This window comes from Nocardia sp. NPDC004068, assembly GCF_042874315.1.
Taxonomy (GTDB): Bacteria; Actinomycetota; Actinomycetes; order Mycobacteriales; family Mycobacteriaceae; genus Nocardia.
The window spans coordinates 116,662-142,973 of sequence record NZ_JBIAMW010000003.1 but is presented as its reverse complement, the minus strand read 5'-3'; the positions used below and the strand labels follow the sequence as shown (position 1 = coordinate 142,973).

The 26,312-nt window shown below is 69.8% G+C and carries 26 protein-coding genes; 14 read left to right on the top strand and 12 right to left on the bottom strand.

Features of this window, described 5'->3' with window-relative positions:
* Positions 1-82 precede the first annotated feature (82 nt).
* Positions 83-595, top strand: a complete 513-nt coding sequence (locus ACFYTQ_RS08225) for a winged helix-turn-helix transcriptional regulator (protein ID WP_387358206.1) — start codon at positions 83-85, stop codon at positions 593-595.
* Positions 596-597: 2 nt separating this feature from the next.
* Here ACFYTQ_RS08225 and ACFYTQ_RS08220 read toward each other — a convergent pair whose 3' ends face one another.
* Complete coding sequence (locus ACFYTQ_RS08220; protein ID WP_387358204.1) at positions 598-741, bottom strand: hypothetical protein; 144 nt, start codon at positions 739-741, stop codon at positions 598-600.
* Positions 742-898: 157 nt separating this feature from the next.
* Complete coding sequence (locus ACFYTQ_RS08215; protein WP_387358203.1) at positions 899-1,987, bottom strand: ABC transporter ATP-binding protein; 1,089 nt, start codon at positions 1,985-1,987, stop codon at positions 899-901.
* A 145-nt stretch (positions 1,988-2,132) separates the two neighbouring features.
* Here ACFYTQ_RS08215 and ACFYTQ_RS08210 point away from each other — a divergent pair, with 145 nt between their 5' ends.
* From ACFYTQ_RS08210 to ACFYTQ_RS08180, 7 genes are all read left to right on the top strand, one after another.
* Positions 2,133-2,906, top strand: coding sequence for an LLM class F420-dependent oxidoreductase (locus ACFYTQ_RS08210; protein WP_387358201.1), 774 nt, complete (start codon positions 2,133-2,135; stop codon positions 2,904-2,906).
* Positions 2,907-3,001: 95 nt separating this feature from the next.
* A complete protein-coding gene (locus ACFYTQ_RS08205; RefSeq protein ID WP_387358199.1) occupies positions 3,002-3,130 on the top strand; it encodes a hypothetical protein in 129 nt (42 codons plus the stop codon).
* Between the two features lie 4 nt (positions 3,131-3,134).
* Positions 3,135-4,232, top strand: a complete 1,098-nt coding sequence (locus tag ACFYTQ_RS08200) for a YeiH family protein (protein WP_387358197.1) — start codon at positions 3,135-3,137, stop codon at positions 4,230-4,232.
* Positions 4,233-4,264: 32 nt separating this feature from the next.
* On the top strand, positions 4,265-6,064 hold the full coding sequence (locus ACFYTQ_RS08195; protein ID WP_387358195.1) for an ABC transporter substrate-binding protein/permease: 1,800 nt from the start codon (positions 4,265-4,267) through the stop codon (positions 6,062-6,064).
* Entirely contained in the window at positions 6,061-6,798 is a 738-nt protein-coding gene (locus ACFYTQ_RS08190) for an amino acid ABC transporter ATP-binding protein (protein ID WP_387358193.1), read from the top strand. The genes ACFYTQ_RS08195 and ACFYTQ_RS08190 overlap by 4 nt, the downstream gene beginning before the upstream one ends.
* A gap of 166 nt (positions 6,799-6,964) precedes the next feature.
* On the top strand, positions 6,965-9,031 hold the full coding sequence (locus ACFYTQ_RS08185) for a PhoX family protein (protein WP_387359167.1): 2,067 nt from the start codon (positions 6,965-6,967) through the stop codon (positions 9,029-9,031).
* A 64-nt stretch (positions 9,032-9,095) separates the two neighbouring features.
* Positions 9,096-9,392 (top strand): hypothetical protein, encoded by a 297-nt coding sequence (locus tag ACFYTQ_RS08180; protein ID WP_387358191.1) that lies wholly within the window; start codon positions 9,096-9,098, stop codon positions 9,390-9,392.
* Here the strand turns inward: ACFYTQ_RS08180 and ACFYTQ_RS08175 are convergent.
* From ACFYTQ_RS08175 to ACFYTQ_RS08160, 4 genes are read right to left on the bottom strand one after another with little or no spacing between them, the layout of a single operon-like run.
* Positions 9,377-10,636 carry a CHAT domain-containing protein gene (locus ACFYTQ_RS08175; RefSeq protein WP_387358190.1) on the bottom strand — a complete coding sequence of 420 codons (1,260 nt, stop codon included), beginning with the start codon at positions 10,634-10,636 and terminating at the stop codon, positions 9,377-9,379. The two genes, ACFYTQ_RS08180 and ACFYTQ_RS08175, sit on opposite strands and share 16 nt — an antisense overlap.
* Positions 10,633-12,090: a tetratricopeptide repeat protein gene (locus ACFYTQ_RS08170; protein WP_387358188.1), complete on the bottom strand. Its 1,458-nt coding sequence runs from the start codon at positions 12,088-12,090 to the stop codon at positions 10,633-10,635. Before ACFYTQ_RS08170 ends, ACFYTQ_RS08175 begins: the two co-directional genes overlap by 4 nt.
* A 1-nt stretch (position 12,091) precedes the next feature.
* Complete coding sequence (locus tag ACFYTQ_RS08165) at positions 12,092-13,087, bottom strand: hypothetical protein (RefSeq protein ID WP_387358186.1); 996 nt, start codon at positions 13,085-13,087, stop codon at positions 12,092-12,094.
* Positions 13,087-14,388 (bottom strand): hypothetical protein, encoded by a 1,302-nt coding sequence (locus ACFYTQ_RS08160; protein ID WP_387359165.1) that lies wholly within the window; start codon positions 14,386-14,388, stop codon positions 13,087-13,089. Before ACFYTQ_RS08160 ends, ACFYTQ_RS08165 begins: the two co-directional genes overlap by 1 nt.
* Before the next feature lie 147 nt (positions 14,389-14,535).
* Between ACFYTQ_RS08160 and ACFYTQ_RS08155 the strand changes: the two genes are divergently transcribed.
* Both ACFYTQ_RS08155 and ACFYTQ_RS08150 read left to right on the top strand, forming a co-directional pair.
* Complete coding sequence (locus ACFYTQ_RS08155; protein WP_387358184.1) at positions 14,536-15,075, top strand: lipoprotein LpqH; 540 nt, start codon at positions 14,536-14,538, stop codon at positions 15,073-15,075.
* 3 nt (positions 15,076-15,078) lie between these two features.
* Positions 15,079-15,879 carry a hypothetical protein gene (locus tag ACFYTQ_RS08150; RefSeq protein ID WP_387358182.1) on the top strand — a complete coding sequence of 267 codons (801 nt, stop codon included), beginning with the start codon at positions 15,079-15,081 and terminating at the stop codon, positions 15,877-15,879.
* Between the two features lie 49 nt (positions 15,880-15,928).
* On the opposite strand, the gene ACFYTQ_RS08145 is transcribed toward ACFYTQ_RS08150, so the two are convergent.
* Together ACFYTQ_RS08145 and ACFYTQ_RS08140 are read right to left on the bottom strand one after the other, a co-directional pair.
* A complete protein-coding gene (locus ACFYTQ_RS08145; RefSeq protein ID WP_387358180.1) occupies positions 15,929-16,663 on the bottom strand; it encodes a glycoside hydrolase family 25 protein in 735 nt (244 codons plus the stop codon).
* A gap of 75 nt (positions 16,664-16,738) precedes the next feature.
* A complete protein-coding gene (locus tag ACFYTQ_RS08140; RefSeq protein WP_387358178.1) occupies positions 16,739-18,076 on the bottom strand; it encodes a glycogen debranching protein in 1,338 nt (445 codons plus the stop codon).
* Between the two features lie 177 nt (positions 18,077-18,253).
* Here ACFYTQ_RS08140 and ACFYTQ_RS08135 point away from each other — a divergent pair, with 177 nt between their 5' ends.
* Both ACFYTQ_RS08135 and ACFYTQ_RS08130 read left to right on the top strand, forming a co-directional pair.
* Positions 18,254-18,955, top strand: coding sequence for an SDR family oxidoreductase (locus ACFYTQ_RS08135; RefSeq protein ID WP_387358176.1), 702 nt, complete (start codon positions 18,254-18,256; stop codon positions 18,953-18,955).
* A 69-nt stretch (positions 18,956-19,024) separates the two neighbouring features.
* Positions 19,025-19,834 carry a polysaccharide deacetylase family protein gene (locus ACFYTQ_RS08130; RefSeq protein WP_387358174.1) on the top strand — a complete coding sequence of 270 codons (810 nt, stop codon included), beginning with the start codon at positions 19,025-19,027 and terminating at the stop codon, positions 19,832-19,834.
* A gap of 92 nt (positions 19,835-19,926) precedes the next feature.
* Here ACFYTQ_RS08130 and leuS read toward each other — a convergent pair whose 3' ends face one another.
* Positions 19,927-22,797 carry a leucine--tRNA ligase gene (gene leuS / locus ACFYTQ_RS08125; RefSeq protein ID WP_387358172.1) on the bottom strand — a complete coding sequence of 957 codons (2,871 nt, stop codon included), beginning with the start codon at positions 22,795-22,797 and terminating at the stop codon, positions 19,927-19,929.
* A 100-nt stretch (positions 22,798-22,897) separates the two neighbouring features.
* Between leuS and ACFYTQ_RS08120 the strand changes: the two genes are divergently transcribed.
* Both ACFYTQ_RS08120 and ACFYTQ_RS08115 read left to right on the top strand, forming a co-directional pair.
* Entirely contained in the window at positions 22,898-23,296 is a 399-nt protein-coding gene (locus ACFYTQ_RS08120; protein WP_387359163.1) for an SdpI family protein, read from the top strand.
* A 3-nt stretch (positions 23,297-23,299) separates the two neighbouring features.
* The gene (locus tag ACFYTQ_RS08115; protein WP_387358170.1) at positions 23,300-23,911 is read left to right on the top strand and encodes an HAD family hydrolase; all 612 of its coding nucleotides are present in this window, start codon (positions 23,300-23,302) and stop codon (positions 23,909-23,911) included.
* Here the strand turns inward: ACFYTQ_RS08115 and ACFYTQ_RS08110 are convergent.
* From ACFYTQ_RS08110 to ACFYTQ_RS08100, 3 genes are all read right to left on the bottom strand, one after another.
* Positions 23,896-24,285 (bottom strand): cupin domain-containing protein, encoded by a 390-nt coding sequence (locus ACFYTQ_RS08110; protein ID WP_387358168.1) that lies wholly within the window; start codon positions 24,283-24,285, stop codon positions 23,896-23,898. The genes ACFYTQ_RS08115 and ACFYTQ_RS08110 overlap by 16 nt on opposite strands.
* A 196-nt stretch (positions 24,286-24,481) precedes the next feature.
* Complete coding sequence (locus ACFYTQ_RS08105; RefSeq protein ID WP_387358166.1) at positions 24,482-25,252, bottom strand: ABC transporter permease; 771 nt, start codon at positions 25,250-25,252, stop codon at positions 24,482-24,484.
* On the bottom strand, positions 25,249-26,205 hold the full coding sequence (locus tag ACFYTQ_RS08100) for an ATP-binding cassette domain-containing protein (protein ID WP_387358164.1): 957 nt from the start codon (positions 26,203-26,205) through the stop codon (positions 25,249-25,251). Before ACFYTQ_RS08100 ends, ACFYTQ_RS08105 begins: the two co-directional genes overlap by 4 nt.
* Positions 26,206-26,312: the final 107 nt, after the last annotated feature.

Sequence of the window (26,312 nt, the reverse complement as noted above, 5' to 3'; positions counted from 1 at the left end):
CACCGCACCGCTGCGGTATCTGGCTTAATCGCTCTAAAGTCAGAGTACGAGCTGGCAATAGTAGCCGCAAGTCAGCACGCGTATGATGAACGTCATGCCCGCAGTACTCGAAGGCCCCTTGCGTCACCTCGACCGCTGGCAGCCCGACGGCTGCTCGATAGCCAAGGCCCTGGAACTGGTGGGCACCCGCTCGGCCCTGCTCATCCTCCGCGAGGCCATGTACGGCACCACCCGTTTCGACGGCTTCGCCACCCGGGTGGGCATCACCGACGCGGCGGCCTCGGCGGCGCTCCGCAAACTCACCGAGGCCGGGCTGCTGACCCGTCGTCCGTATCAGGAGGAGGGCAAGCGCACCCGCCACGAGTACGTCCTCACCGAGATGGGCCGCGACCTCCTACCGGTGGTGGTCGGCCTGTGGCAGTGGGGCGACAAGTACCTCCAGGACGGCGTCCCCCCGCTCGAACGCGTCGAGGACCAGACGGGCGAGCCCGTCCGCGCGGACCTGTTCACCCCGTCGGGCAAGCGGGTCCCGCTGGAGAGTCTGCGGGTACGGGTGAACGAGGAATGGCGCCGCGGTCGCCGCGCCAACCCCTGACCTCACAGCAGCCGCCAAATCCCTTCGGCCACAGCCGCTTCGAACTCCGCGAACACCGCGAGATCCTCCGCCGTCGGCTCCCCCCGCCGCCACTCCCGCTTGTTCCGCAACCCCTCCAGCAACTGCTCACCCAACTCGAACTCCATGACCCTCCCTCGTTCCCGAACGCATCGTAAGCAGCGCCGACTCGGTCGGCCCCCACACCACGATAATGTTGGGACATCTCCCGAGAGCGGCACGAAGGCCGCCGTTCGGCAGACGTTTACGCGGCGGCGGCGTGGCACGTTCCGGCGCGGAGGGGTGTCAGTTGAGCCGAGCCCCCGTGGCGGGTTCGAAGAAGTAGATGTGCTCGGCCGTCGCGTGCAACGACAGCCGTTCGCCCTTGGCCGGGGGCTTGCGCCAATCCGCCCGCGCCACCAGGGTTTCCCCCGTTCCCGGGCCGGACTCGCCGAGGCTGCGGCCGTAGACGTAGGCGTCGGAACCCAATTCCTCCACCACGTCCACCTCCATCGCGATACCCGAATCGGCGTCGCCGAATTCGAGGTGTTCGGGGCGGATGCCGACGACCAGCGTGCCGCCCTCGGCCGCGTCGGACACGCTGCGCGGCACCGGAAGCGCGTGGCCGCCCAGGGTGACCGAACCGTTCGACAGCGGCAGGGTGAACAGGTTCATGGCGGGCGAGCCCATGAATCCGGCGACGAACAGGTTGGCCGGATCGCGGTACAACTCGCGCGGGGCCGCACATTGTTGCAGCAGGCCGTCTTTGAGGACCGCGACGCGGTCGCCCATGGTCATGGCCTCGACCTGGTCGTGCGTGACGTAGACGGTCGTGGTCCCCAGACGCCGCTGCAACTGCGCGATCTGGGTGCGCGTCTGCACCCGCAGCTTCGCGTCCAGATTCGACAACGGCTCGTCCATCAGGAATACGTGCGGCTGCCGGACGATGGCCCGGCCCATCGCGACGCGCTGGCGCTGACCGCCCGACAACGCCTTCGGCTTGCGGTCCAGATACGGCTCCAGATCCAGCAGCTTGGCCGCCTCGCGCACCCGCTGTTCCTTCTCCGCCTTGGCGACCTTGGCCATCTTCAGCGCGAAGCCCATGTTCTCCGCGACCGTCATGTGCGGATACAGCGCGTAGTTCTGGAACACCATGGCGATATCGCGCTCCTTGGGTTCCGCGTGCGTGACGTCCCGGTCGCCGATGAGGATGCGGCCCCCGTCGACGTCCTCGAGTCCGGCGAGCATGCGCAGCGAGGTGGATTTGCCGCAGCCGGACGGGCCGACCAGGACCAGGAATTCGCCGTCGGCGATCTCCAGATCCAGTTCGTCGACAGCGGGTTTGGTGGCGCCCGGGTAGAGCCGGGTCGCGCGGTCGAAGGTGACCGTGGCCATGAGAGAACATCCCTTCACCGGCAGGAACGTGCCGGACGATCCGAGTAGAGGGTGGTGCGACGCGCGGGCCGCGCTCGCATCCTACGGCCGGCGGGCGCGAGTAGCCTCGGGAACGGCCATCAACCCGGACGAGGAGTGCCTCCCCATGAGCCGACGGATCCGCATCGGAGTCCAGCTCCAGCCGCAGCACGCGCCCCGCTACGACCTCATCCGCGACGCGGTCCGGCGCGCGGAGGACGCGGGCGTGGACATCGTGTTCAACTGGGACCACTTCTATCCGTTGCAGGGCAATCCGGACGGCGAGCACTTCGAGTGCTGGACCATGCTCGGCGCGATCGCCGAACAGACCGAACGCGTGGAACTGGGCGCGCTGGTCACCGGCGGCGGCTACCGCAACCCGGATCTGCTCGCCGATATGGCCCGCACGGTCGACCACATCTCCCACGGCCGCCTCATCCTCGGCATCGGCGCGGGCTGGTTCCAGCGCGACTACGACGAGTACGGCTACGACTTCGGTACGCCCGGAACGCGTTTGGCGTTGCTGAAGGAGAACCTCGCGCGCATCGACAGCCGCCTGAAGCGACTCAACCCCGCGCCCGTCCGCGACATCCCGATCCTCATCGGCGGCGGCGGGGAGCGCAAGACGCTGCGGCTGGTCGCCGAGTACGCCACGATCTGGCACAGCTTCGCCAAACTCGATGCGCTGCGGCACAAGTCGGGGATCCTGGCCGAGCACTGCGCCGCCGTCGGCACCGATCCGGCCGCCATCGAACGCTCGGTGTCCTGGCCCGGCGCGCAGGCCGCGCCCGCGTTCGTCGAGGCCGGGGCCACGCTGTTCACCGTCGGCTCCGACGGTCCCGACTACGACCTGACCCGCGTCGAGGAGGCCGTCCGCTGGCGCGATCAGCAGAACGGATAGCTCGAATCACCTCGAGTCCATAGCTTCTCGCCGGGCCGGGAAACGCTCACCATGGACTGCCGATCTCGGACGATCGGCAGTGATGAGGAGTGATCATGAGTGAACCGGGCCCCGCGGAACGGTCCGCGCTCGCGCGGATAGGCGTCGACTGGTGGGCCGTCATCGTCGCCGGAATCATCACCCTCGCCGCCGTCGCCGGTGTGCTGCCGAGGATTCCGTGGTGACCCGATGACCGCCGAGACCACCACCGCCCCGCGCGCGAGCCGCGACCTGCTCGCCTATCTGCCCGGCATCGCGCTGCTGATCGTCGTCGGCCTGCTCGGCAAGTACGCCCAGATCTGGGTGAACGACGCCGTCAAGGCCCACCACTGGCGCTTCCCCGATATCGAATACGTCCTGTGGGCAATCGTTTTCGGCCTGATCATCGCCAATACCGTCGGCGTGCCGAGGATCTTCCGCCCCGGCATCGGCACCTACGAGTTCTGGCTGAAGGTCGGCATCGTGGCGCTCGGCTCCCGGTTCGTGCTCGGCGACGTCGCCAAGCTGGGCGGGACGAGCTTCGTCCTGATCCTCATCGATATGACCGTCGCGGGCGCGATCATCCTCACCGTGGCCCGGCTGCTGGGCCTGTCCGGCAAGCTCGGTTCGCTGCTGGCCGTCGGCACCTCGATCTGCGGCGTGTCCGCGATCGTCGCGGCGCGCGGCGCGATCCGGGCCCGCAACGCCGAGGTGAGCTACGCGATCGCCGCGATCCTCACCCTCGGCGCGGTCGCGCTGTTCACACTGCCCGCCATCGGCCACGGCATCGGCCTCACCGATCACGAATTCGGGCTGTGGTCGGGCCTGGCCGTCGACAACACCGCCGAGACCACGGCCACCGGGTACGCCTACTCCGACGCGGCGGGCAAGCTCGCGGTGCTGGTGAAGTCGACCCGCAACGCGCTGATCGGTTTCGTCGTCCTCGGTTTCGCGCTGTTCTGGGCCGCGCGCGGGGAGGCCGACGCGCTCGCGCCCGGTCTGCGGGCCAAGGCGGCCTTCGTATGGGAGAAGTTCCCGAAGTTCGTGCTGGGCTTCCTGGCCGTGTCGGCGATCGCGACCGCGCACTGGCTGGACAAGTCCCAGCTCACCAATCTCGGCAATGTCTCGCGCTGGGCGTTCCTGTTGACCTTCGCGGGTGTCGGGCTCAATACCGACTTCCGCGAACTCGGCCGCGCCGGCTGGCGGCCGCTGCTGGTGGCCGTGGTCGGGCTCGTCGTGGTCGCCGCCGTCTCGCTCGGGCTGGTGTTGTTCACCTCGCGGGTGCTGCACTGGGGCGTGGTCGATTGATCGGGAATCGGCTCCGGCTAATGTTTCCGGCTATGGCACGTTTGCCCGTCTCGCGATCCCGTGCGCTGTTCGCGGTCGTCTCGGTCGTCGGCCTGCTGTTCCTGACGGCCTGCGGCTCGAACGGCGGCGAATCGTCGGCAAGTCGCGATCTGTGTTCGCCGCCGGGTGTCGCCTCGGCCTCGTCGGCCCCCACCAACCTGGCGTCGGGCGCCTCGGCGGGCGCGGACCGCTTCACCACCGCGAACACCGTCCCGCTGGATCGCGTCGACATCACCAAGCTCGGTCTGCTCACCCCCGGCAAGCTCAGCGTGGGCACGTTGTCGGACGCGCCGCCGAGCATCTGCGTGAACTCCCAGGGCGCGTTCACCGGATTCGACAACGAACTGCTGAAGGCGATCGGCGCGAAACTCGGTCTCCAGGTGCAGTTCTCGGGCACCGAGTTCGCGGGCCTGCTCGCCCAGGTCGCCAACGGCCGCTTCGACGTCGGCTCGTCGAGCATCACCACCACCGACGCGCGCCGGCAGCTGGTCGGCTTCACCAACGGCTACGACTTCGGCTACTTCTCGCTGGTCGTGCCGAACGGCAGTGCGGTGAAAGGCTTCTCGGATCTGCGCCAGGGCGTGCGGATCGGCGTCGTGCAGGGCACCGTGCAGGACGAGTACGTCGCCAACACGCTGCATCTGGACGCGGTGAAGTTCCCGGACTACAACACGGCCTACGCGAATCTGAAGTCCGGCCAGATCGACGCCTGGGTCGCCCCCTCGGCGCAGGCCACCGGCGCGATCAAACCCGGCGATTCGACGTCGATCGTGCAGAACACCTTCAGCCTGGACAACTTCACGGCCTGGGCGGTGCGCAAGGACAACCAGCCGCTGATCGACGCGCTCAACGCCGGGCTGGACGCGGTCATCGCCGACGGCACCTACGCCAAGCTGTACGCCGACTGGGAGCCGCGGCCGTTCCCGCCGGGTTGGAAGCCGGGCTCGAAAGCCGTTGCCGCGCCGCAACTTCCGGACTTCGACAAGATCGCGGCGGAGAACCACAAGAGCGACACCCCGCAGAACGCGCCGAAATCCACCCTGGCCCAACTGAAGGACACGTTCTTCGACTGGTCGCTGTACCGCAAGGCGTTTCCCGACCTGTTCAAGACGGGCCTGCCCAATACGCTGATTTTGGCGCTGGTCTCGGGTGTGCTGGGCACGGTCATCGGCATGTTGCTGGCGGTCGCGGGCATCTCGCGCACGCGCTGGCTGCGCTGGCCCGCCCGGGTGTACACCGACATCTTCCGCGGCCTGCCCGCGGTGGTGATCATCCTGTTGATCGGCCTGGGCATCGGGCCGGTGGTCAAGAACGCCACCGGCAACAACCCGTACTGGCTGGGCGCGGTGGCGCTGGCGCTGCTGGCCGCCGCCTACATCGGGGAGATCTTCCGCTCCGGCATCCAGTCGGTGGAGGCCGGGCAGCTCGAGGCGGCCCGCGCGATCGGCTTCGGGTACCGCCAGGCCATGACGCTGGTGGTGATCCCGCAGGGCGTGCGCCGCGTGCTGCCCGCGCTGATGAACCAGTTCATCGCGCTGATCAAGGACTCCTCCCTGATCTACTTCCTGGGCCTGCTCGCCACCCAGCGCGAACTGTTCGCCGTCGGCCGCGACCTCAACGCCCAGACCGGCAATCTGTCCCCGCTGGTCGCGGCCGGTCTGGTGTACCTGCTGCTGACCATCCCGCTCACCCACCTGGTGAACTACATCGACAAACGGTTGCGCACCGGCCGCCGGGAGAACGCGGCCGAACCGGTCCAAGAGGCGGTCGTCACGGAAGGTCGTGGGGCATGAGCGAATTCCGTAGTTCGTCGCTGACCGGCACCGATCTGCATCTCACCTTGGGCGGCAATCAGATTCTGCGCGGCGTGGACATCCATGTGGACGCGGGCAAGACCACGACCGTCATCGGGCCGTCGGGGTCGGGTAAGTCGACGCTGCTGCGGGTGCTGAACCGCCTGCACGAACCCGACTCCGGCGATGTGCTCATCGACGACGTATCGGTCCTCGGCGAGAATCCGGACCGGCTGCGGCAGCGGATCGGCATGGTGTTCCAGCAGTTCAACCTGTTCCCGCACATGTCGGTCGCCGACAATGTGGCGCTCGGGCCGCGCAAACTGCGCGGGCTGTCCAAGGAACAGGCCCGCGCGGTCGCCCTCGAACAGCTCGAGACGGTGGGCCTCGCCGAACGCGCCGACGCCCGCCCGGCCAATCTGTCCGGCGGCCAGCAGCAGCGCGTCGCCATCGCCCGCGCGCTGGCCATGAAGCCCGAACTCATGCTGTTCGACGAGGCCACCTCCGCCCTCGATCCGGAGTTGGTCAAGGGCGTGCTGGCCCTCATGGCCGATCTCGCCTCGGGCGGCATGACCATGATCGTCGTGACCCACGAGATGGGCTTCGCCCGTTCGGTATCGGATCGGGTGGTGTTCATGGACGCCGGCCGGGTCGTCGAATCCGGTTCACCCGACCGGATATTCGAGGCCGCCGAGACCCCGCGATTGCGGCAGTTCCTGGACCAGGTGTTGTGAGCGAGTTTCGAGTCCACCGAGACCCCGCGATCACAGAGTCCCTGGACCAGGTGCTGTGAGCGGGTGAAGGCCGACTAATTGGTCAGCGGTTCACCTGTTCGTCGTTGGGGACTCGCCTGGGCTGATTAGGGTTCGCGCAACCCTGTGAACCCTGGAGCTCCACGTGATCAAACCGCTGCCTCTGTTCGTCGGCCGGGACGGCCATCCCCGGCGCGCGGCCGTGACCTGCACTTACAAGTGCGGTAACGCCTGTTCCCACGAGGCGCCCAACACCTCGGCCAACGAGTACTTCGGCGATGTGGTCCGCGCGGCCCTGTCGCGGCGCGGCGTCCTCAAAGGTGGCGCCGCGCTCGTCGCGGCGATCGGTACGGGCGGGCTGCTGGCGGCCTGCTCCGACGATCAGCCCGCAAAGACCGCGGCCGGGGGCACCCTGGTCGACGGCGTCCCGGTCGGCACCAACTTCACCCCGGTCGCGCCGAATTCCGAAGACGCCCTGGTGATTCCGGACGGTTACGAACACAATGTCGTGATCCGCTGGGGCGACCCGCTGTTCGCCGACGCGCCCCAATTCGATCCGGCCGCCCAGACCCCGGAGGCGCAGGCCAGGCAGTTCGGCTTCAACAACGACTTCGCGGCCCTGCTGCCCATCGAGGGCCAGCCCGACTCGTATCTGCTGGTGGTCAATCACGAGTACACCACCGAACCGCAGATGCTGCCGGGCTACAGCAAGGACAACCCCTCCGAACAGCACTTCCGCATCGCCCTTGCCGCGCACGGCCTTTCGGTGGTGCAGGTGCGCGGGGAGAGCCAGACCGGCAAGCTGACCCCGGAATTCGGCCGCTACAACCGCCGCGTCACCGGCAGCACCGAGTTCACGGTCACCGGCCCGGTCGCGGGCAGCGCGTACCTGAAGACCTCCGCCGATCCCACGGGCACCAAGGTGCTCGGCACCCTGAACAACTGCTCCGGCGGCGTGACGCCGTGGGGCACGGTGCTGTCGGGCGAGGAGAACATCAACCAGTACTTCGCCAACGCGGGCAAGGTCGCCGACGAACCGACCAGGGCGCGGCTCGAGCGCTACGGCTTCAATCAGGCTGCCTCCGAACGCAAATGGGAACTGCACGATCCCCGCTTCGATCTGGAGAAGGAGCCCAACGAGGCGAACCGCTTCGGCTGGGTGGTCGAGCTCGATCCGTGGGATCCCACCGCGGCCCCGATCAAGCACACCGCGATGGGCCGGTTCAAGCACGAGGCCGCCACCATTCACGTCGCGAAGGACGGGACCGTGGTCGCGTACATGGGCGACGACGAGCGGTTCGACTACATGTACAAGTTCGTGTCGTCGCGCAAGGTCGCCCAGGGCGGTACCGCCGCCGACCGCCGGAAGAACACCACGATCCTGGACGCGGGCACGCTCTACGTCGCCAAGTTCACCGGCGATCACCCGGACAAGATCGACGGCAGCGGAAAGGCGCCCTCCGACAAGGGTTTCACCGGCACCGGCCAGTGGATTCCACTGCTGGTCACCGGCGAGGACGGTAAGGCCACCGCCAAGGTCGACGGTTTCACCGCCGAGGAGGTCGCGGTGTTCACCCGGCTCGCGGCCGACAAGGCGGGCGCCACCAAGATGGACCGTCCCGAGGACTTCGAGGCGAACCCCAAGTCCGGCAAGGTGTATGTCGCGCTGACCTACAACGAGCAGCGCGGCACCGAGGGCAAGGCCGCCGCCGACGAGGCGAATCCGCGTACCGGCAACAAGTTCGGGCAGGTCCTCGAGATCGACGACGACCACGCGGGCACGACCTTCACCTGGACCGTGCTCATGCTCTGCGGCGACCCGAAGACCGCCGACACCTACTTCGCCGGTTTCGACAAGGCGAAGATCAGCCCGATCGCCGCGCCCGACAACCTCGCCTTCGACGAGCACGGCAATCTGTGGATCGCCACCGACGCCTCACGCGCCAACCAGGCCAACGACGGCCTGTTCTCGGTGGTGCTCGACGGCCCGAATCGCGGTGAGACCAAACAGTTCCTGACCGTCCCGTTCGGCGCGGAGACCTGCGGCCCGACGGTCACGAACAAGCGGATCACGGTGTGCGTGCAGCATCCGGGCGAGCGCGACGACGCGACCTTCGACAAGCCCGCCTCGCACTGGCCCGACGGCGGCGCCGGCCTGCCCCGGCCCGCGGTGGTCTCGGTGTGGAAGAAGGGCAACGCCGCCATCGGGGCCTGACGTCCGGCGAACTCCCCGCGAAGTCGTACCATGCATCGTCCATGACGATTTCGAGGGGAGTTCTATGACGACAGCACATGCTCCGCATACCGATCACACCCACCGACACGGCGAGGGATGTGGACACGTCGCGTTTCCACACGGCGACCATGTGGACTATCTCCACGACGGCCACGTGCACCGCGCCCACGACGATCATTTCGACGAGTGCGAGCCGGCCGGGCACCGGGAGCACGCCGACCACGCGCACGTGCACGGCGACGGCTGCGGCCACGTCGCGATCCCGCACGGCGACCACGTCGACTATCTGCACGACGGATGCCGCCACGCCGCCCACGACGGCCACTACGACGAGCACTGAGGCGCGGGGCCCGCGGCATCGATGGTGGTGAAGGCCGCCCAGGACAGTGGCGTGTCGGCGGGTGATCCGGTGGCGCGCCAGGCGTTCAGGCGTTCGCGTTGCCAGGCGTTGAGGGCGTGGACCGGGTCGGGTCGCTCGTGCGCGGCGTCGATCGCGCAGATCGCCTCCCGCAACGGGTGCGCGTCTGTTCCGCCGAAACGCTGATGGGCCAGGTCGGTGGGCAGGGTCCAGCGGCTCGCCGTCACCAGTTCGGCGCCGCAGTGAATCATGGCCGCCACCAACCCGAGTGGTTCGCCGAAGCGCTGATCGCCGCCGCTCTCGCAGGCGATCAGCGCGACCCGGGCCGGTATCGGCCAGCGCTCGGGTCCGTCGAGATCGGTGCCGAGGATCAGGTCCAGCGCGGACAGCGGGCGGTGGTCGCGGATCGGTTCGGCGCGCCCGACCGTGTCGGCGGTGCAGGCCAGGTGCAGGCGGGCCTGTTCGGCGCGGCCCGATTCGGGGGCGGCGGCGGTCACGTGGCCCACGTAGAGCAGGCGGGACGCGCCCGCGCGCAGGGTGCGGCCGAGCCAGTCGCGGTCGATATCGGTGCGGCGGAACGCGTCCGCCGGTTCCTCGACCTTCGGCCGCAGCCGATCCGCGCGACTGTACCGCTCGACGCGCTCGAGAAGCGGTGTGGGAGCGGTCATTCGGCCCAGAACCGAGCCGAGCGGCGAGTCGGCACGGAACCCCGGGACCCGGGGATCGAGGACGGCGACGATCGGCAGGTGCCGGGTGTCGGCCCAGCGGCGCGGGGTGCGGGTGGCGGTCAGCGCGATCGGCGCGAGCTGGCTGAGGTCGGCGAGGTCGAGCAGGCGCAGGGCCGGGTCGGGCGCGAGCAGTTCCCAGGGGATGTGAGCCACTCTGGGAGCGGGCTGGATGCGCAGGTGAGGGCGGACGCCCCGGGTGTGCAGACCGTGCAGGTCCACCGCCAGGCGGTAGGGCAGGAAGACGCGCGAAAGGAACTGGGCGAGATCGTTCTCGGCGTCGTAACGGGCCAATTCCCCGGTGCGCAGGGCGGATTCGAGGCCGCCGGGCCGCGCCGCATCGGGCAGCGCCGCGGTCGTTCTCGAAACAGCCTGCCGCACTTGATCTTCCGGCACGATCCCCACCCCGCCCGGTCCGGTGCCGTCGCTCCAGCGCCAGGTGATGTACAGATCGCCCGCATCGGCCATGCGGATATACGCGGTGGGCTGATCGGGGTTCACAGCGTGAGCACCAGGTCGTCACGGACGGGGCGGCCGTACCGCCGCTCGGCGACCGCGATGTGGTCGGCCAGGGCGATCCGGCCGTCGGCGGCGAAACGCAGTCGCGGGGGCGGGGATACGGCGAGTCCGGCGGCGCCGGCGGCGTCGGCCAGGGCCGCGCCCAGGCGGAGGGCGTCGGTGGGGTCCGGTGGCGGCGACGGCAGGGTGAACGGGAGTTCGGCGGCGGGCGGCGCGTCGTGCGGAACCGGAGTCGCTCCCGCACAACATGTTTCGACGAGGTCGGCGAGCAACCGCCCGTCCCCGGCCAGGCGGGCGAGCCGGAAGGCCAGCCGGATCGCCGGTTCGGCGAGGTGGCGATTCCATTCGTGACGTTGGTTGCCGTTGGTGAAGGTGTGCCGGACGGCGTCGAGGGCCAGGGCGGCCGGAACTGCGAGAAGCACCGCGCGGCGGGCAGTTTCGGGATCGGGGGAGGTGGCCTCGAGGAGGGCGGCGTGCCAGTAGTCGACCTGGGCGCAGTGCAGACCGAGGCCGCGCGCGGCGAAGGCGCGGAAGGCGTCGGCCAGCAGCCGCTCGCCGTCCGCCGGATCGCCCGCGAAGGCGATGGTGGCCAATCGGATTCGTACCTCCGCGGCCTCGAGTTCGGCGCCCGCCGCCGTGAACGCCGCCAGGCTCTGTCGATATCGGCTCGCGGCCGTGTCGGTGTCGCCGTCGTGTTCGGCGAGGAAGCCGAGGGCCTTGAGCCCGATACCCGCGCGCGGTGTCGATCCCCGGCGCTCGAAGTACTCCTGACTCGTCTCCAGCAACGGCCGCGCCGGTCCCGGAGCGCCCGATCTGATGTGCATCAACGCGAGATTCTGCCGGGTCTCGGCGACCCCGTTCTCGTCCCCGGCCGCGAGAAACGCGTCCAACGCCTGCCCCGCCATATCGAGCGCGAGTTCCCGCCGCCCGCTCTCGAAGTACGCCGCCGCGAGATTCATCAGCGGATGCCCGCCCAACTCGGGCACGAAACGTGTGGTGAGGGCCAATGTTTCACGGCCCAGCTCGATCGCCTCCGCCCACCGCTGCCGATGGATCGCCACCGCGGTCGAGGACAGCAAACACGCCACGCGAACCGCCCCCTGTTCGGGATCGTCCCCGAGTAACTTCCGCGCCTCGGCCAGCGCCCGGCTCGCCCCGTCCAGATCCCCGAGGTGCTGCAATGCCTGGGAGAAGTTGACCAGGGTCCTCGCGCGCGTCGGGCCGGGCTCCATTCCCCGCAGCGCCTCCTCGAACCACCCCGCCGCGGCCCGATGGTCCCCGAGTTCGTCGGCCATACTCGCCGCGTTGACCAGTCCCGCCACCCGGACCCACCCCTCGCCGTCCCGCGCGACCGCCGCGAAGATTCGACGCGCCTCGGCCACCTCCCCCCGCGCGTACGCGTCGGCGCCCGCCCGCAACTCCTCCTCGCCCGGCATGTCAGAAGTCGTCCTCCGCGGCGGCGGCGATTTCGGCCGAGAGCGCGTCCGGAAGGTCCGACGCGGCGCGGCGGAGCCGGTCGGCGGCGTGGGCGCGCAGGCGTCGGCGCGGCTCGGATTCGTCGCGGGGATCGGACCCGGCGGGGCCGACGCCCGGCACGAACAATTCGATCGTCGGCTCCGGAACCGTTGTGGGCAGCGGTGTTTCGCCGGTCCACACCTCGCCTACCAGGGTCAGTTCGATGGTGACCGGGTCCAGGGTATGCACGCGGACCCGGGGTTGTAGACGACTGTGGACAGCCGAGCGCAGCCGCGGTGCGGCGACCGCGCGGACGCGGAGGACGCTGATGTTCCGCTCGCGCCGCAGCTCCCACGAGACGGCCCGTTCGGAGGCGTCGATCAGTCCGGGCGGGCAGCGTCGCCAATCCCAGTCGGTCGTCCCCCGGGCCAGGACCAGCGGGGACGTGACGGTTTCGGAACCGGCCGCCAAGGCGTAGTCCGCGGCCCGCGGGGTCGCCGGAATCTCCCGCGCCACCGGAACGATCGCGTCCGCGCCCGCGACCAGGAGATCGCATTCCTCGGTGAGGTCGGCGATATCGCGCTCGAGCAGTCGTTCGTCCAGCGGCGCGATGCCGTCGACGGTCGAGGCGGGCCACCACCGCGCGGCCCAGTGCGCGTATGCCAGGCGACGGGCACCGGCCGCCAGGGCAGGAAGGCCGGGCCGGGCCGGATGCCGCGCCTCCGGGACGGAATCGGCCACCGCCAGGGCGATCTCCTCGCCGTACACGGCCCACAGCCAGTCCTGGGCGGCCTTCGGATCGTCGATCGTCGCGGCCGGAACGTCCTGCCCGTCGAGCAGACTCCACGTCAGCAGCCCGCCCTCGACCTCGAGCACGAGCGTATCCAGCGGCGGCACACCGTCATTCGCGACGGGCGCGGAGTCAGGCCCGATCACCACCGAATCGTCCGGTCCGGAACGCAGCACCACCTCGGTCATCAGCTCGCCCTCGAGTCGAGCGAATCCGGTTCAGCGGCACCGGCATCGACCGCCAGCGCCTGCTTCACCCGCATGCGATGGTCCAACAGCACCGACCGGGCGACCCCGTCGATCAGATCCCACAGCTCGTCGACCTCGAGGGCGAACTCGCGAACATCGCGGCCGTGCAACCGAACCCACAACCGCCGCAGATACGGCCGCCACGGCGTGCGCAGTTCCGCGGCGACCGCGGCCAAGGTCCCGGCGGCCGCCTCGTCGGCGCACACCGTCAGCCGCCGCGCCCGCAGGACGTACGCCTCCCGTCGCCACCGCCGGTGAATCACCCGCAGCGCCAACGCCTCCGGCTCGTCGTCGGTCCCCAATGGCGACAGACCCACCGCGAGTGCCGCCCCGGCCGCCGCCGTCAATCGCAGCGATTCGTCCAGCAGCGCCCACGGCGCGCAACCGCGGGCGACCTCCGCGGCCACCAGCTCGGGCACCGGCGGCAGATCGGCGCGGTCCGTGCTCGCCTGCAACACCGTGAACACCCGCTCGTACACGGTCCGGTCGAACGGCAGCGCGAGCGTGGCCGTCGACGCCGAGGCGCCCACCGAAGGCCGTTGCGGCGGTGCGTATTCCGTGAGACCGAGATCGCGCGCAGTCGCCCCAGCCCACAGCCGGATCCCGGTGTGCGTTCCCGGGCGCTCGGCCGACAACGCGGCCGCGAGTTTCCGCCCGTCGTCGCGGCCGTCCGCGAGCCGGGCCGCGGCGCACACGTCCAGCAGCGTCCGCAACCGCGGGCCGAAGTCGGTCGTCGAGGGATCCGCGAGGGGCCTGCGCGACCACGCCACCGCGAGCAGACCCTCGAGCTCGGCCCGCCGCTCGGGACTCGCGAGGTGCCGTTCGAGCGCCGCGGTCGTCCGGCCCGCCGTCGTCGCGTGCACCTCCCGCAGCACGTCCTCGGCGATCCGCCTGCCGCGCAACGGATCCGGGCGGCCCCGGGTCGTGGCCAGCTCGAAACAGCGCTGGAAGTACAGATCCTGCGGATTGCCCTCGGTGATCCGCGACGCTCGCCGCACCTGCTTGAACAGGGTGAACCACTCCGCCGTGGCCCGCAGCGCCGGGGCGGCCGATTGAATCCGGGTGGCCAGCAGGGCCGCTCCCTCGGCGGTCACCACCGGGCCCGCGCACGCCGGATGCTGCACCGGCCGCACCACCAGGGGATCGAGGATCAACTTCACGGTGCGGCTCAGCGGCCCACCCTGGGGTCCGCTGAGCGCCTCGACGCCCTCGATCCGGCGCCAGACCTCGTCCAGCACCATCGCGCGCGGTCGTCGCATACCGCCAGGTTAACCGACATTTCGGGAGCGCACGCGGCGAAAAACCTGGGATCGGTAGGGCGCGCGGCCTTCCTACCTTTCTCTCATCGGCACCGCCGCCCACGAGAACCACACGAAAGAGGAAACATCATGAACCGCACCATCATTCGCCGCAGCCTCATCGCCGCCGCGGCCACCGCCGCCGTCACCGCCGCCCTCACCGCCTGCGGCGACACCTCCGGCAGCGCCCCCGCGACCACCACCTCGAACGGCCCGGCCGCCCCGGGCAAGAGCACCTCGAACGTCTCGGTCGTGTCGGTCGACGGCAAGACGCTGAGCGGCGCCTTCCAAACCACCTGCGCGAAGCAGGGCGGCGTGCTCGCCCTCTCGATCACCGACGCCGCCAACGCCACCTACGGCAACCTCGCCGCCAGCGCGACCATCACCGGCGCCGACACCGTCCAGGCCGTCGGCATCACCGGCAGCAAGGGCGGTTCCGCGGGCCTGCCCTACGCGGTCGGCTTCGGCAACGGCCAGCCGGGCGGATCCGCGCGGGTCGACAAGGACGGCAACACCTACCGGGTGACCGGCGAGGGCGTCGCCGCGCCCGATCCGGCCAACCCGCTCGCGGGCGTCAAGACGTCGACGTTCGACCTCACCTTCGCCTGCTCCACCATCGTCGGAGGCTGACCCGTGACCACGAAGATCCGCACCGGCACCCTCATCCTCGCCGCGCTCGCCATCGGCTACTACCTCTGGCACGGCATCACCTATCACGACCCGAACGGTTTCGGCGACGAATGGGGTTGGGTCGGTTGGCAAATGGGCCTGCCGATCATCGCGCTCACTGTCGTGCCGATCGTGTTCGCCTTCACCGGGGCGGGCATATTCGAGGCGTTCACCGGCAGGAACAGCTCCGCGTTCCCGGACGGCGCGATCGGCATCGGCACCGTCCGGGCCGTCCGTCAGACCGGACTGACCGTCAACGATCAGCCCCAGGTGCGTCTGGACCTCGACGTCGAGGGCGAGGACGGGCAGACCTTCGCGTCGCACGCCAAGGTCATCGTCCCGCTCACCGAACTGGCGCTGCTGCGGCCCGGCGTGGTGCTGCCGGTGCGCTACCTGCCCGGCCGCACCGACCGGGTCGAACTGGACCGCTCTGGCGACTCCGCCCGCACCCAGGCCGCCTACAACGAGGCCATGATCCGGCGCGGCGTCACCACCCGCGACAAGCTCGACATCGCCGAGCGGGGTGTCGCGGCCCAGGCGGTGGTGCGGTCGCTGTCCGCCCCGGGCGAGATCCGCGACGGGCACGTGAAGGTCCTGCTGGAACTCGGGGTGACCCGGCCCGACGGCGGTGTCTTCACCGCGCGCACCGACAAGTTCGTCCCGCCCGCGGCCGTGCCCGCCCTCCAGGTCGGCCGGATCGTGCAGGTCCGCTACCTGCCCGGCCGGGAGGACGAGGTGGTGATCGCGATCCCGGTGAACAGCTGAGCGAAAACCCTTCGGCCGCCGCGCGTTTCGCGCGGCGGCCGAAGACGTGTCAGCCCATGTTGGCGAACCGAGCGAAATCGCCCTGCGCGCCGCTGTATACGTTCAGATCGGTGTTGCCCGCGATCCCGGGGATGCGCCCCGAATCCGTGGTCTGCCAGAACGTCCACGTCGCCCAGCCGCCCGGCACCTCCGGCTGCTCGTTGCCGCGATAGTCGGCGATCCACAGCGGGTAGCCGGTGAACTCGTGCGAGTCGGCCATCGCCGTCCGCCAGAAGTTCGGATAGGTGTAGATGATCGGCGTCCGGCCCGTCAGCGCCTGCACCGTGTTCAGATAGCGGTGGGTCCAGTCGATGAGCGCCGCCGGGGGCAGGCCGCCCGAATCCTCGAGGTCGAGCACCGGCGGCAGATCCAGCGGACCGTTCTGCCCCAGCACCACACTCGCGTACACCGCGGCCTGCGGTTCGGGCGGCAGCGCCGGGCGCGCGTAGTGATAGGTGCCGCGCGCGACACCCGCCGCCCGCATGAGCACGCTGTCGGGCACGAAATAGGGATTGACGTAGGACAACCCCTCGGTCGCCTTGACCATGGCGAAATTGTTGCCCGAGGCGCGAACCTCGAACCAGTTGATCAAGCGCCCGTCGATGTGCTGCCACGACGACACATCGGGACCGGACGGCTCGGCGCTTGCCAGGCCGGTTGCCGAGAATAAGCCCAGCGTCGCCGCGAGCGGCAGCGCGAGCAGGGTGCGACGTACTTTGGAACGAGCCACTGCGCGTCGATGCATGGCTATCAGGGTAAGCAGCCACACCCGCCGCGGCCACGATTCGCGGGTGTGACTCGGCACAGAAATTGCTCGAGGCTAGCCCAACCAGTCCAAAACCGATGCGGCCGTCCACGACTGCTGCATGCTGCCCAGCGGCTCGCCGGTGAACGGCTCGTAGTACTCGGCGAAACTGCCGTCGCTGGCCTGCCGCAGCCCCTCCGCGCGCAACATGAGCGAGCGCTCGGCCCAGCCGCGGCGGGCGAAGACCCAGGAGAACAGCCAGCTCATCACCGGCCACACCGGTCCCCGCCAATACTCGCGGGCGCGGAAATCCTTCGACACCGGCGAGGTGGACGGCGGCAGCGCGTACAGCAGATCCGGGTGGCCGCAGAAGCGCGGACCCTCGAACAGGCGCAGCAGGGCGCGCTCGGTGTCGCGCGGCAGGCCGCCGCACAGCAGCGGGGCGAACATGGCGAGGGTCTCGGTATCGATCCAGCGTTCCAGGCGCACGTCGTAGTCGCGGGCCGCGCCGCTGCGCGGATCGGTGGTCGCGATCACCCCGGCGCGGAAGTAGTCGGCCCACTCGTACAGCTCGCGCACATCGGCGTGGGGCATCCGGTAGTCCTCGCCGATATTGGCGAGCACCTCGCAGGCCAGGGCGAAGATCGCGGTGACGAAGACGTCCTCGACCGCGAAGTTCATCGTCGAGGCGAGCTGGAAATCGTCGTAGCCGCAGCGGCGCATCTGCTCGACCAGCCACAGGTAGCGGTCGTACTCGCGGTCGGTGGGCCGCTGCGCCGGATCGACCAGCAGGATGTCGGCGCGCTCGTAGGGCGGCATGCCGGGGCCGGGAGTCACGTTCTCGTAGGCGCGATCCCAGCGCGGCGAGTTGTCCATGCCCGATTCCCAGCCGTGGTAGAGCGTGATGCGGCCGTTGCCCTTCGGATCGCGGGAGTGCGCGAGCCAGCGATGCCAGCGCATGAGCCGGGTCCAGCGGCGATCGAGGAATTCCTCGGCGACCGCGCGCGTGCTGCGGCCGTGGCGGCGGGAGTGATCGAGGATGCGCTGCACCGCGATCGCGTGCACGGGCGGCTGGGTGATGCCCGAGGTGTCGACGCCGTCGGGCGCGTTGGCGGCCAGCCTGCGGCACTCCCAGCGGGCCGGACCCGGGAAGTAGCCGTCCTTGCCGCCCGCGAACACGATGTGCGGGATCATGCCGTTCTTCCACTGCGCCGACAGCAGCGTGTCGAGTTCGACCACGGCGCGTTCGACGCTCAGCGGGGCCAGCCCGACCGCGACGAACGCGGCGTCCCAGCTCCACATGTGCGGATAGAGTTTGGGCGCGGCGCTGGTCATCGTGCCCAGGTCGTTGCCGCGCAACAGGTACGCGGCGCGCGCCGCCAGCTGCGTCGGGGTGAAACCCGGTCCCTTCATCCCCTTATTCTGCGGTGCCACCCGCGGGTATGCGCGTTGCGCGGGTTCTCCTGTCGTTGTCACCACATCGCCTCGGTTCGTGACTGGAGTGCCTGGAAGCCCCCGGACGGGCGGGCTGCCGAATCCATCGTCGGACGTGACCGCCTGGTTACGCCAATCGAACGTTACGGTGTGGGCATGGTCACCCACAGCCCCGCCGCCGGACCGACCGCGCTGATCACGGGAGCGAGCCGTGGGCTCGGGGCGGCGATCGCCCGCGAACTCGCGCCGACCCATCGGCTGCTGCTCGGGGCGCGGACCGCCGCGTCGCTCGAACCGATCCTGCGCGAATTGCCCGGGGCCACGGCCTGGCCCGTGGATCTGACCGACTACGACGCGGTGGCGGCGGCCGCCGCGCGGATCGAGCGGCTGGACGTGCTGGTGAACAACGCCGGGGTGGCCGGGTATCTGGGCCCGATCGCGGGGGCGTCGGCGGCGCGATGGCGAGAGACGTTGGAGGCCAACCTGATCGCGGTCGCCGAACTGACCCGGGTGCTGTTGCCTGCGCTGCGGGCCGCGAAAGGGCATGTGCTGCTGATCAATTCGGGGGCCGGGTTGCGGGCGCATCCGGAGTGGGGGTTGTACGCGGCGAGCAAGTTCGGGCTGCGGGCGTTCGGGGACGCGCTGCGGCAGGAGGAACCCGACCTGCGGGTGACCTCGATCCATCCCGGGCGGATCGATACCGATATGCAGCGCGAGATCGTGGCGGGGGAGGGGCGGGAGTACCGGGCGGAGGATTTCCTGACCGCCGAGACGGTGGCGTGGGCGATCCGCAACGCGGTGGAGACGCCGCGCGACGCCCACCCCACCGAGATCGTGCTGCGGCCGATCGCGCGCTGAGAAGGTTCGGCTCGACGTCATCTCGAATTCATGCGGTGCGGGCGGCATCCCGAATATGTTGGGTGCGCTATGAGTTCGAGGTTGTCCCGGCACCAGTTCCTGACCCTGCTGGCGGCCGGTGCCGTCGGCGCCACGGCCGCGCTGGCCGGATCCACCCTCGCCGAGGGCGATCCGCCGCTGCCCAGCGGTTCCGGCGGCGGCCCCGCCGCGCCACCGCCGCCCCCGTCGCTGCTGCCGCCCCCGCCCGCCGGCCCGAGGACACCCGTGCCGCACGGCACCCTCACCGCCCTACCCGGCCCCGGCAACAACCTCGCCCTGACCGTCGACGACGGCGCCAGCCCCGAGGTCGTCGGCGCCTACATCCAATTCGCCCGCGACACCGGCGCCCGCTTCACCTTCTTCGTCACCGCCTACTACGACGCCTGGACCACCCACCGAGACGCCCTGCGCCCCCTGGTCGACTCCGGCCAGATCCAACTCGGCAACCACACCTGGGACCATCCCGCCCTAACCAAACTCTCCCCCACCCAGGTCGCCGACCAACTCACCCGAGCGAAAACCTTCCTGCACAACACCTTCGGCGTCGACGGCACCCCCTACTACCGCCCACCCTACGGCTACCACGACCCCACCGTCGACCGAGTAGCCGCCGACTGCGGCTACACCGTCCCCACCATGTGGTACGGCACCCTGGCCGATTCCCAACTGATCACCGAGGACTACCTCCTGGACATGGCCCGCCAATACTTCACCCCCCAAGCCATAGTCATAGGCCACGCCAACCACCCCCCCGTCACCCACGTCTACCCCCAACTGGTAGACATCATCCGCTCCCGCAACCTCTCCCTGGTCACCCTCAACGACGTCCTCCTCCCGTAACCCCCACCTCGCTTCGCTCGGCGGGGGACAAGAGGTGTGCCTCCGGCGGCAAATGGAAGCCGCTCGGCCGCCGCGGTTTCCGTCTGGCGGGGTCAGAGGACGATGTTGATCAGGCGGTTGGGGACGACGATCACCTTGCGGGGGGTGCGGCCCGCGAGGAACTCCTGGGCCTTCGGGTCGGCCAAGGCGAGGGATTCGATGGTGGTGGGGTCGGCGTCGGCGGGGGCCGCTATGCGGGTGCGGACCTTTCCGTTGATTTGGATGGGGTATTCGATTTCGGTGGTGGTGAGGTAGGTCGGGTCGGGGGTGGGGAAGGGGGTGTGGGCCAGGGATGTGTTGTGGCCCAGGCGTTCCCAGAGTTCCTCGGCGATGTGGGGGGCCATGGGGGCGAGCATGAGGACGAGGGGTTCGGCGGCGGCGCGGGGGGTGGCGTCGGGGTAGGTCTTGGTGAGGTGGTTGGTGAGTTCGATGAGTTTGGTGCCCGCGGTGTTGTCGCGCAGTGCGGCGTAGTCGGCGTCGACGCCCTCGATGGTGCGGTGCAGGAGGCGGAGCGTGGTGTCGGTGGGGGCCTCGTCGGTGACGCGCGGGGCGCCGGTCTCCTCGTCGACGATCAGGCGCCAGACCCGTTGCAGGAAGCGGTGGGCGCCGACGACGTCCTTGGTCGCCCACGGACGGGAGGTGTCGAGCGGGCCCATGGACATCTCGTAGACCCGGAAGGTGTCCGCCCCGTACAGGTCGTACATCTCGTCGGGCGAGACCGCGTTCCGTAGCGATTTGCCGATCTTCCCGTACTCCTGGAACACCTCCAGTTCCACACCGGATTCGTTGGTCCAGAAGAACTTTCGATCCCGCTCGACGACCTCGGCGGCGGGCACGTAGGTGCCGCGCTCGTCGGTGTAGGCGTACGCCTGGATGTACCCCTGGTTGAACAGCCGCCGATACGGCTCGGACCCGGAGACCACGCCCAGGTCGAACAGCACCTTCTGCCAGAACCGCGCGTACAGCAGGTGCAGCACGGCGTGCTCGACGCCGCCGACGTACAGATCCACCCCGCCCGGATCGTCGGGCCCGTGCTCGGCGGGGCGCGGCCCCAGCCAGTACCGCTCGTTCTCCGGCGCGGCCGGGGCCTCGGTGTTGGTCGGATCGGTGTAGCGCAGCTGATACCAGGAGCTGCCCGCCCACTGCGGCATCACATTGGTGTCCCGGCGATACCGCTTGGGCCCGTCACCCAGATCCAGTTCCACGTGCACCCAGTCGGTGGCCTTGGCCAGCGGCGGCGACGGCTCGGAATCGGCGTCGTCGGGATCGAAGGTCACCGGCGCGAAGTCCTCGACCTCCGGAAGCAGTACGGGCAGCATCGAATCCGGCAACGCGTGCGCCCGGCCCTGCTCGTCGTACACGATGGGGAACGGCTCACCCCAGTACCGCTGCCGCGCGAACAGCCAGTCCCGCAGCTTGTACTGCACCGTGCCCGCCCCGGCCCCGGTCGCCTCGAGCCGTTCGACGATCCGCGCCTTGGCGGTCTCCACATCGAGTCCGTCGAGGAATCCGGAGTTGACCAGCGTCCCGTCCCCGGAGTACGCCGCCTCCGCGATGTCCCCGCCCGCGACCACTTCCCGGATCGGCAGCCCGAAGGCCGTCGCGAACTCCCAGTCCCGCTGATCGTGGCCGGGCACGGCCATGACCGCACCGGTCCCGTATCCGCTCAGTACGTAATCGGCGATGAAGACCGGAACCCGTTCGCCGCGCACCGGATCGACGGCGTACACCCCGAGGAACACCCCGGTCTTGTCCCTGTTCTCCTGCCGCTCCAGATCCGACTTCGCGGCGATCGACTTCCGGTACGCCGCAACGGCTTCCACCGGCGTCGCCGACTGGAACGTCCAGTGCGGATCGATCCCGTTCGGCCACCGCTCGGCCACCAGCCGATCCACCAGCTCGTGTTCGGGTGCCAGCACCACATACGTCGCGCCGAACAGCGTGTCCGGCCGCGTGGTGAACACCTCGATGCTCTCCTCGCCCACCGCGAACCGCACCCGCGCCCCGCGCGAACGCCCGATCCAGTTGCGCTGCATGGCCTTCACGTTCTCCGGCCAGTCCAGCAGTTCCAGATCGTCGATGAGCCGATCGGCATAGGCGGTGATGCGCATCATCCACTGCCGCAACCGCTTCCGGAACACCGGGAAGTTCCCGCGCTCACTGCGCCCCTCGGCGGTGACCTCCTCGTTGGCCAGCACCGTCCCCAGCCCCGGGCACCAGTTGACCGTCGAATCCGAGCGGTACACCAGCCGATGCGCGTCGAGCACGAAACCCTGTTCGGCGGGCGACAATTCGGCCCAGGCCCGCCCGTCCGGGGTGGCCCGGGTGCCCGCGGCGAATTCGGCCGCCAGCTCGTCGATGGGCCGGGCCTTGTTCGCGACCGGGTCGTACCAGGAGTTGTAGATGCGCAGGAAGATCCACTGCGTCCACTTGTAGAACTCGGGATCGGTGGTGGCGAACGTGCGCCGCGGATCGTGGCCCAGCCCCAGCCGGTCCAACTGGCGGCGCATGGTGTCGATATTCGATTCGGTGGTCACCCGCGGATGCGCGCCGGTCTGCACCGCGTACTGCTCGGCGGGCAGGCCGAACGCGTCGTAACCCAAGGCGTGCAACACATTTCGCCCGCGCATCCGGTGATAGCGGGCGAACACGTCGGTGGCGATATAGCCCAGCGGATGACCGACGTGCAGTCCGGCGCCGGACGGGTACGGGAACATGTCCTGGATGAACAGCTTGTCCTCGGGCGGGTCCCCGGCCAGCGGGCCGACCGGATTCGGCGCGTGGAAGGTGCCGCGCTCCGCCCAGGTCCGCTGCCACTTGCGCTCGATGCGGGCGGCGAGGTCGGCGTTGTAGCGGTGCGCGGGCACGCCGCCGTCACCGCGGACGGCGGTACCGGTCGGTTCGGTGTCGCGAGTGTCCTGCACTGTTATGCCTTCTCCCTGGTCAGCGGTCTTCACCAGGGTAGAACGTGCGGTGGCGGGGCCCGAGGAGGGGCGGCGGGTACGGCGGGGTAGCGTGATCGGAGTGTTCGTGGTGGCCTTGATCCTGTTCGTGCTGGCGGCGGTGGCCGTCGTCACCGGCTTGCTCGGACTGACCGGTTCCCTGCCCCCCAATCGCTTCTTCGGTGTGCACACCGAGCCGGCGCTGCGCAGCGAGGAGACCTTCCGCCTCGCCAATCGCGTCGCCGCGCCGACCTCCGTGGGCGCCGGTGTGCTGCTGGCCGCCGGGGGTTTCGTCGTGCTCGTCGTGGGCGGGCCGATCGGGTTCGTGGCCGCCGCCGTGGTCGCGGTGATCGCGCTGTTCACCCTGGGCGCCGGGGTCGACGCCGCCGCGCGGGCGCTGCCGCCCGTCCCCGAGACCGGTGGCTGCGGAAGCGCCTGCGGGGCGTGTTCGCTGCGCGACGCCTGCCGGACCGCCGACTGAGCGATGCCCGGTTTCACGGTCGGCTTCGACCTGGACATGACCCTGATCGATTCGCGGCCCGGCATCCGGGAGTGTTATCGGGCGCTGTCCGAACGCACCGGGGTCCCCATCGACTGCGATCTCACCGTCACCCGCCTGGGCCCGCCGCTGGAAATCGAACTGGGACACTGGTTTCCGGCCGAGGACGTGACGGCGATGGCGGAGCTGTACCGCTCGATGTATCCCACCCACGCCATCACCGGCACGGTCGTCATGCCCGGCGCGCGCGAGGCGATCGAGGCGGTGCGGGCCGCGGGCGGGCGCAGCGTCGTGGTCACCGCCAAATACGAACCCAACGCCAAACTGCACCTCGAGCATCTGGGCATCGACGCCGACGCGGTCATCGGTGACCTGTGGGCCGAGCGCAAGGCCGAGGCCCTGCGCGACCACGGCGCGAGCGTCTACGTCGGCGACCACATCGGCGACGTCCTGGGAGCCCGCACGGCACGGGCGTATTCGGTCGCGGTCGCCACCGGCCCGTGCGCCGCCGACGAACTGCGCGCCGCCGGGGCCGATGTCGTGCTGCCGGACCTCACCGCGTTCCCCGACTGGCTGCGCGCCTACCGCGCGTCCTGAGCGCACGGCGGCGGCTCGACCTGCCGGGACAACGGACTGTCGGCGGGATTGAGATACAGGACCGTGAGCATCAACGCTTTCGTCCCCCCATTGCGAGCGAGGTGCGCGCGCTCGCGCCCACTGGGCTCGCGGAACACCCGCCACGGCCCGTAACGCACCGGCGCGCAATCCATTCCGGGATGATCGAGCGTCCCGCCGGTCACCAGCACCACCAGCGTCCCGTCATGGTAGTGCCACCCACTGTCCCCGCCCGGCTCGATGATCGTCTGCCGCAGGATCAACTCCCAACGGGCGACCCGCAGCCGCGCCAGAACGCGGCTGCGAGTGCCCGTGGCAGGAGGCGGGTTCGGTCGGAAGCCGCTCGGGTGGTCCATGGGTTCCATGATGCTCGGAATCCCAGCCCGGCCCGCTGGGCGGACCGGGCTGGGAACTGGGGGCCGAGAGGGACCGGGCTGGGAACTGGGGGCCGAGGGGGACCGGGCTGGGATTCAGAGCCAACCCCCTTGTCCCCGCGCCAACCCCCTTGTCCCCGCGCCCACCCCCCTTGTCCCCGCGCCGAAGGCGCAGGGGCTAACGAGTCTTCCGCCGGAACAGCGTGACCGACCACACATACCCCACCACAGTGATCCCCACACACCACGCGATCGCCACGACAGCGTGACTCGCCACCGGCCCGCCCATCAACAACCCCCGCAGGGTTTCGGTCAGCGGTGTGAAGGGCTGGTACTCCGCGAAGTGGCGAACCCCGGTGGGCATGGTGTCGGTCGGGACGAGACCGCTGCCGAGGAACGGAAGGAAGACGATCACGGTAGGGGTATTGCTGGCGCTCTCGGGCGTGGAGGCGGCCAGGCCGAATCCGGCCCCCAGCCAGGTGAGGGCGAACATCACCAGGGCGATGAGGCCGAAGGCGCCCAGCCAGCCGAGGACGCCGGCGTGCGGGCGGAAGCCGATGAGGACGCCGACCGCGACCATCCCGGCCACACCCAGCAACCCCTGGATGACCGTCCCCACGACCTGTCCGGTGAGGATCGCCGAATGCGACATCGGCATCGTCCGGAACCGGTTGACGATGCCCTTGGTCATATCCGAGGCCACCCCGACCGCCACGCTGACGATCAGATACGCCGGAATCATCAACATCATCCCGGGCACGAGGTAGTCGACGTAATTCCCCTCGATCGCCTTGCCCAGCGCCCCGCCGAACACGTAATTGAACATCAACAGCAACAGCACCGGCATGACGAGCACACCGATGGTCAGCGCCGGATACCGCTTGGCGTGCACCAGGTTTCGGCGCAGCATGGTCGCCGAATCGGCGAGGGTGTAGGAGAGCGTGCTCATCGTGCGGATTCCTTCTCGGGAACGGACTGACCGGTGAGGGTGAGGAAGACGTCGTCGAGATCGGGGGTGTGCACCGACAGCGCCTCGGGTTCGATGCGCGCCCCCTCGAGCCGATCCAGTACGGCCCGCAGCGCGGTGACCGACCCGTCGGTAGGCACGGCGAGGGTGCGGTCCTCGGCCTCGGCCACCCCGCCCAGCAGATCCGCGGCCGCCGCCAGGTCCGGCGACTCGGCGAAGGTGAGCCGGATGTGCCCGCCGGGCACCAGCCGCTTGAGCTGTTCGGGCGTGCCCTCGGCGACGATGCGGCCGTGCTCGAGCACCGCCACGCGCTGCGCGAGCTCGTCGGCCTCGTCGAGGTACTGGGTGGTGAGGAAGATGGTCACGCCGCCGGACACCAACTCGCGGATGATGTCCCACACCGCGCGGCGGCTGCGCGGATCCAGGCCCACGGTCGGCTCGTCGAGGAAGATGACCTCGGGCTCGCCGACCAGCGTCATGGCCAGATCCAGCCGCCGGGTCATCCCGCCGGAGTAGCCGCTGACCACCTTGTCGGCCGCCTCGGTCAGGTCGAAGCGGTCGAGCAGGTCGTCGGCCAACCGGCGGCGCTCGGCCCGCGGCCGGTGGTGCAGATCGGCCATGAGCAGCAGGTTCTCGCGTCCGGTGAGCAGTTCGTCGACCGCGGAGAACTGACCGGTGACCCCGATGAGCGAGCGCACGGCGTCCGGATCGGCCGCGACGTCGTGGCCGCCCACCCGGATCTCGCCCCCGTCGGCGCGCAGCAGCGTCGACAGGATCTGCACGGTCGTGGTCTTCCCGGCGCCGTTGGGGCCGAGCAGCGAGAAGATCGTGCCGCGTGGCACCGTGAGGTCGATGCCGTCGAGAACGACCTGCTCGCCGAAGGATTTTCGCAGGCCGGTCACGGCGATGGCCGGTGCGGGTTGCCCAGTGTGCACGGACGTTCCTTTCATCAATGGATGGTTATGAATGCATGCTTCGACCACGCCGTGACCGCCGTGGTCTCGCGGTCAAGGTGGGTCGTATTCGGTTGTGGGACAGTCGG

Coding starts and splice junctions, on each gene's coding strand:
- ACFYTQ_RS08225 (WP_387358206.1), top strand. CDS start 83: ATGATGAACGTCATGCCCGCAGTACTCGAAGGCCCCTTGCGTCACCTC.
- ACFYTQ_RS08220 (WP_387358204.1), bottom strand. CDS start 741: ATGGAGTTCGAGTTGGGTGAGCAGTTGCTGGAGGGGTTGCGGAACAAG.
- ACFYTQ_RS08215 (WP_387358203.1), bottom strand. CDS start 1,987: ATGGCCACGGTCACCTTCGACCGCGCGACCCGGCTCTACCCGGGCGCC.
- ACFYTQ_RS08210 (WP_387358201.1), top strand. CDS start 2,133: ATGAGCCGACGGATCCGCATCGGAGTCCAGCTCCAGCCGCAGCACGCG.
- ACFYTQ_RS08205 (WP_387358199.1), top strand. CDS start 3,002: ATGAGTGAACCGGGCCCCGCGGAACGGTCCGCGCTCGCGCGGATAGGC.
- ACFYTQ_RS08200 (WP_387358197.1), top strand. CDS start 3,135: ATGACCGCCGAGACCACCACCGCCCCGCGCGCGAGCCGCGACCTGCTC.
- ACFYTQ_RS08195 (WP_387358195.1), top strand. CDS start 4,265: ATGGCACGTTTGCCCGTCTCGCGATCCCGTGCGCTGTTCGCGGTCGTC.
- ACFYTQ_RS08190 (WP_387358193.1), top strand. CDS start 6,061: ATGAGCGAATTCCGTAGTTCGTCGCTGACCGGCACCGATCTGCATCTC.
- ACFYTQ_RS08180 (WP_387358191.1), top strand. CDS start 9,096: ATGACGACAGCACATGCTCCGCATACCGATCACACCCACCGACACGGC.
- ACFYTQ_RS08170 (WP_387358188.1), bottom strand. CDS start 12,090: ATGCCGGGCGAGGAGGAGTTGCGGGCGGGCGCCGACGCGTACGCGCGG.
- ACFYTQ_RS08165 (WP_387358186.1), bottom strand. CDS start 13,087: ATGACCGAGGTGGTGCTGCGTTCCGGACCGGACGATTCGGTGGTGATC.
- ACFYTQ_RS08160 (WP_387359165.1), bottom strand. CDS start 14,388: ATGGTGCTGGACGAGGTCTGGCGCCGGATCGAGGGCGTCGAGGCGCTC.
- ACFYTQ_RS08155 (WP_387358184.1), top strand. CDS start 14,536: ATGAACCGCACCATCATTCGCCGCAGCCTCATCGCCGCCGCGGCCACC.
- ACFYTQ_RS08145 (WP_387358180.1), bottom strand. CDS start 16,663: ATGCATCGACGCGCAGTGGCTCGTTCCAAAGTACGTCGCACCCTGCTC.
- ACFYTQ_RS08140 (WP_387358178.1), bottom strand. CDS start 18,076: ATGAAGGGACCGGGTTTCACCCCGACGCAGCTGGCGGCGCGCGCCGCG.
- ACFYTQ_RS08135 (WP_387358176.1), top strand. CDS start 18,254: ATGGTCACCCACAGCCCCGCCGCCGGACCGACCGCGCTGATCACGGGA.
- ACFYTQ_RS08130 (WP_387358174.1), top strand. CDS start 19,025: ATGAGTTCGAGGTTGTCCCGGCACCAGTTCCTGACCCTGCTGGCGGCC.
- ACFYTQ_RS08115 (WP_387358170.1), top strand. CDS start 23,300: ATGCCCGGTTTCACGGTCGGCTTCGACCTGGACATGACCCTGATCGAT.
- ACFYTQ_RS08110 (WP_387358168.1), bottom strand. CDS start 24,285: ATGGACCACCCGAGCGGCTTCCGACCGAACCCGCCTCCTGCCACGGGC.
- ACFYTQ_RS08105 (WP_387358166.1), bottom strand. CDS start 25,252: ATGAGCACGCTCTCCTACACCCTCGCCGATTCGGCGACCATGCTGCGC.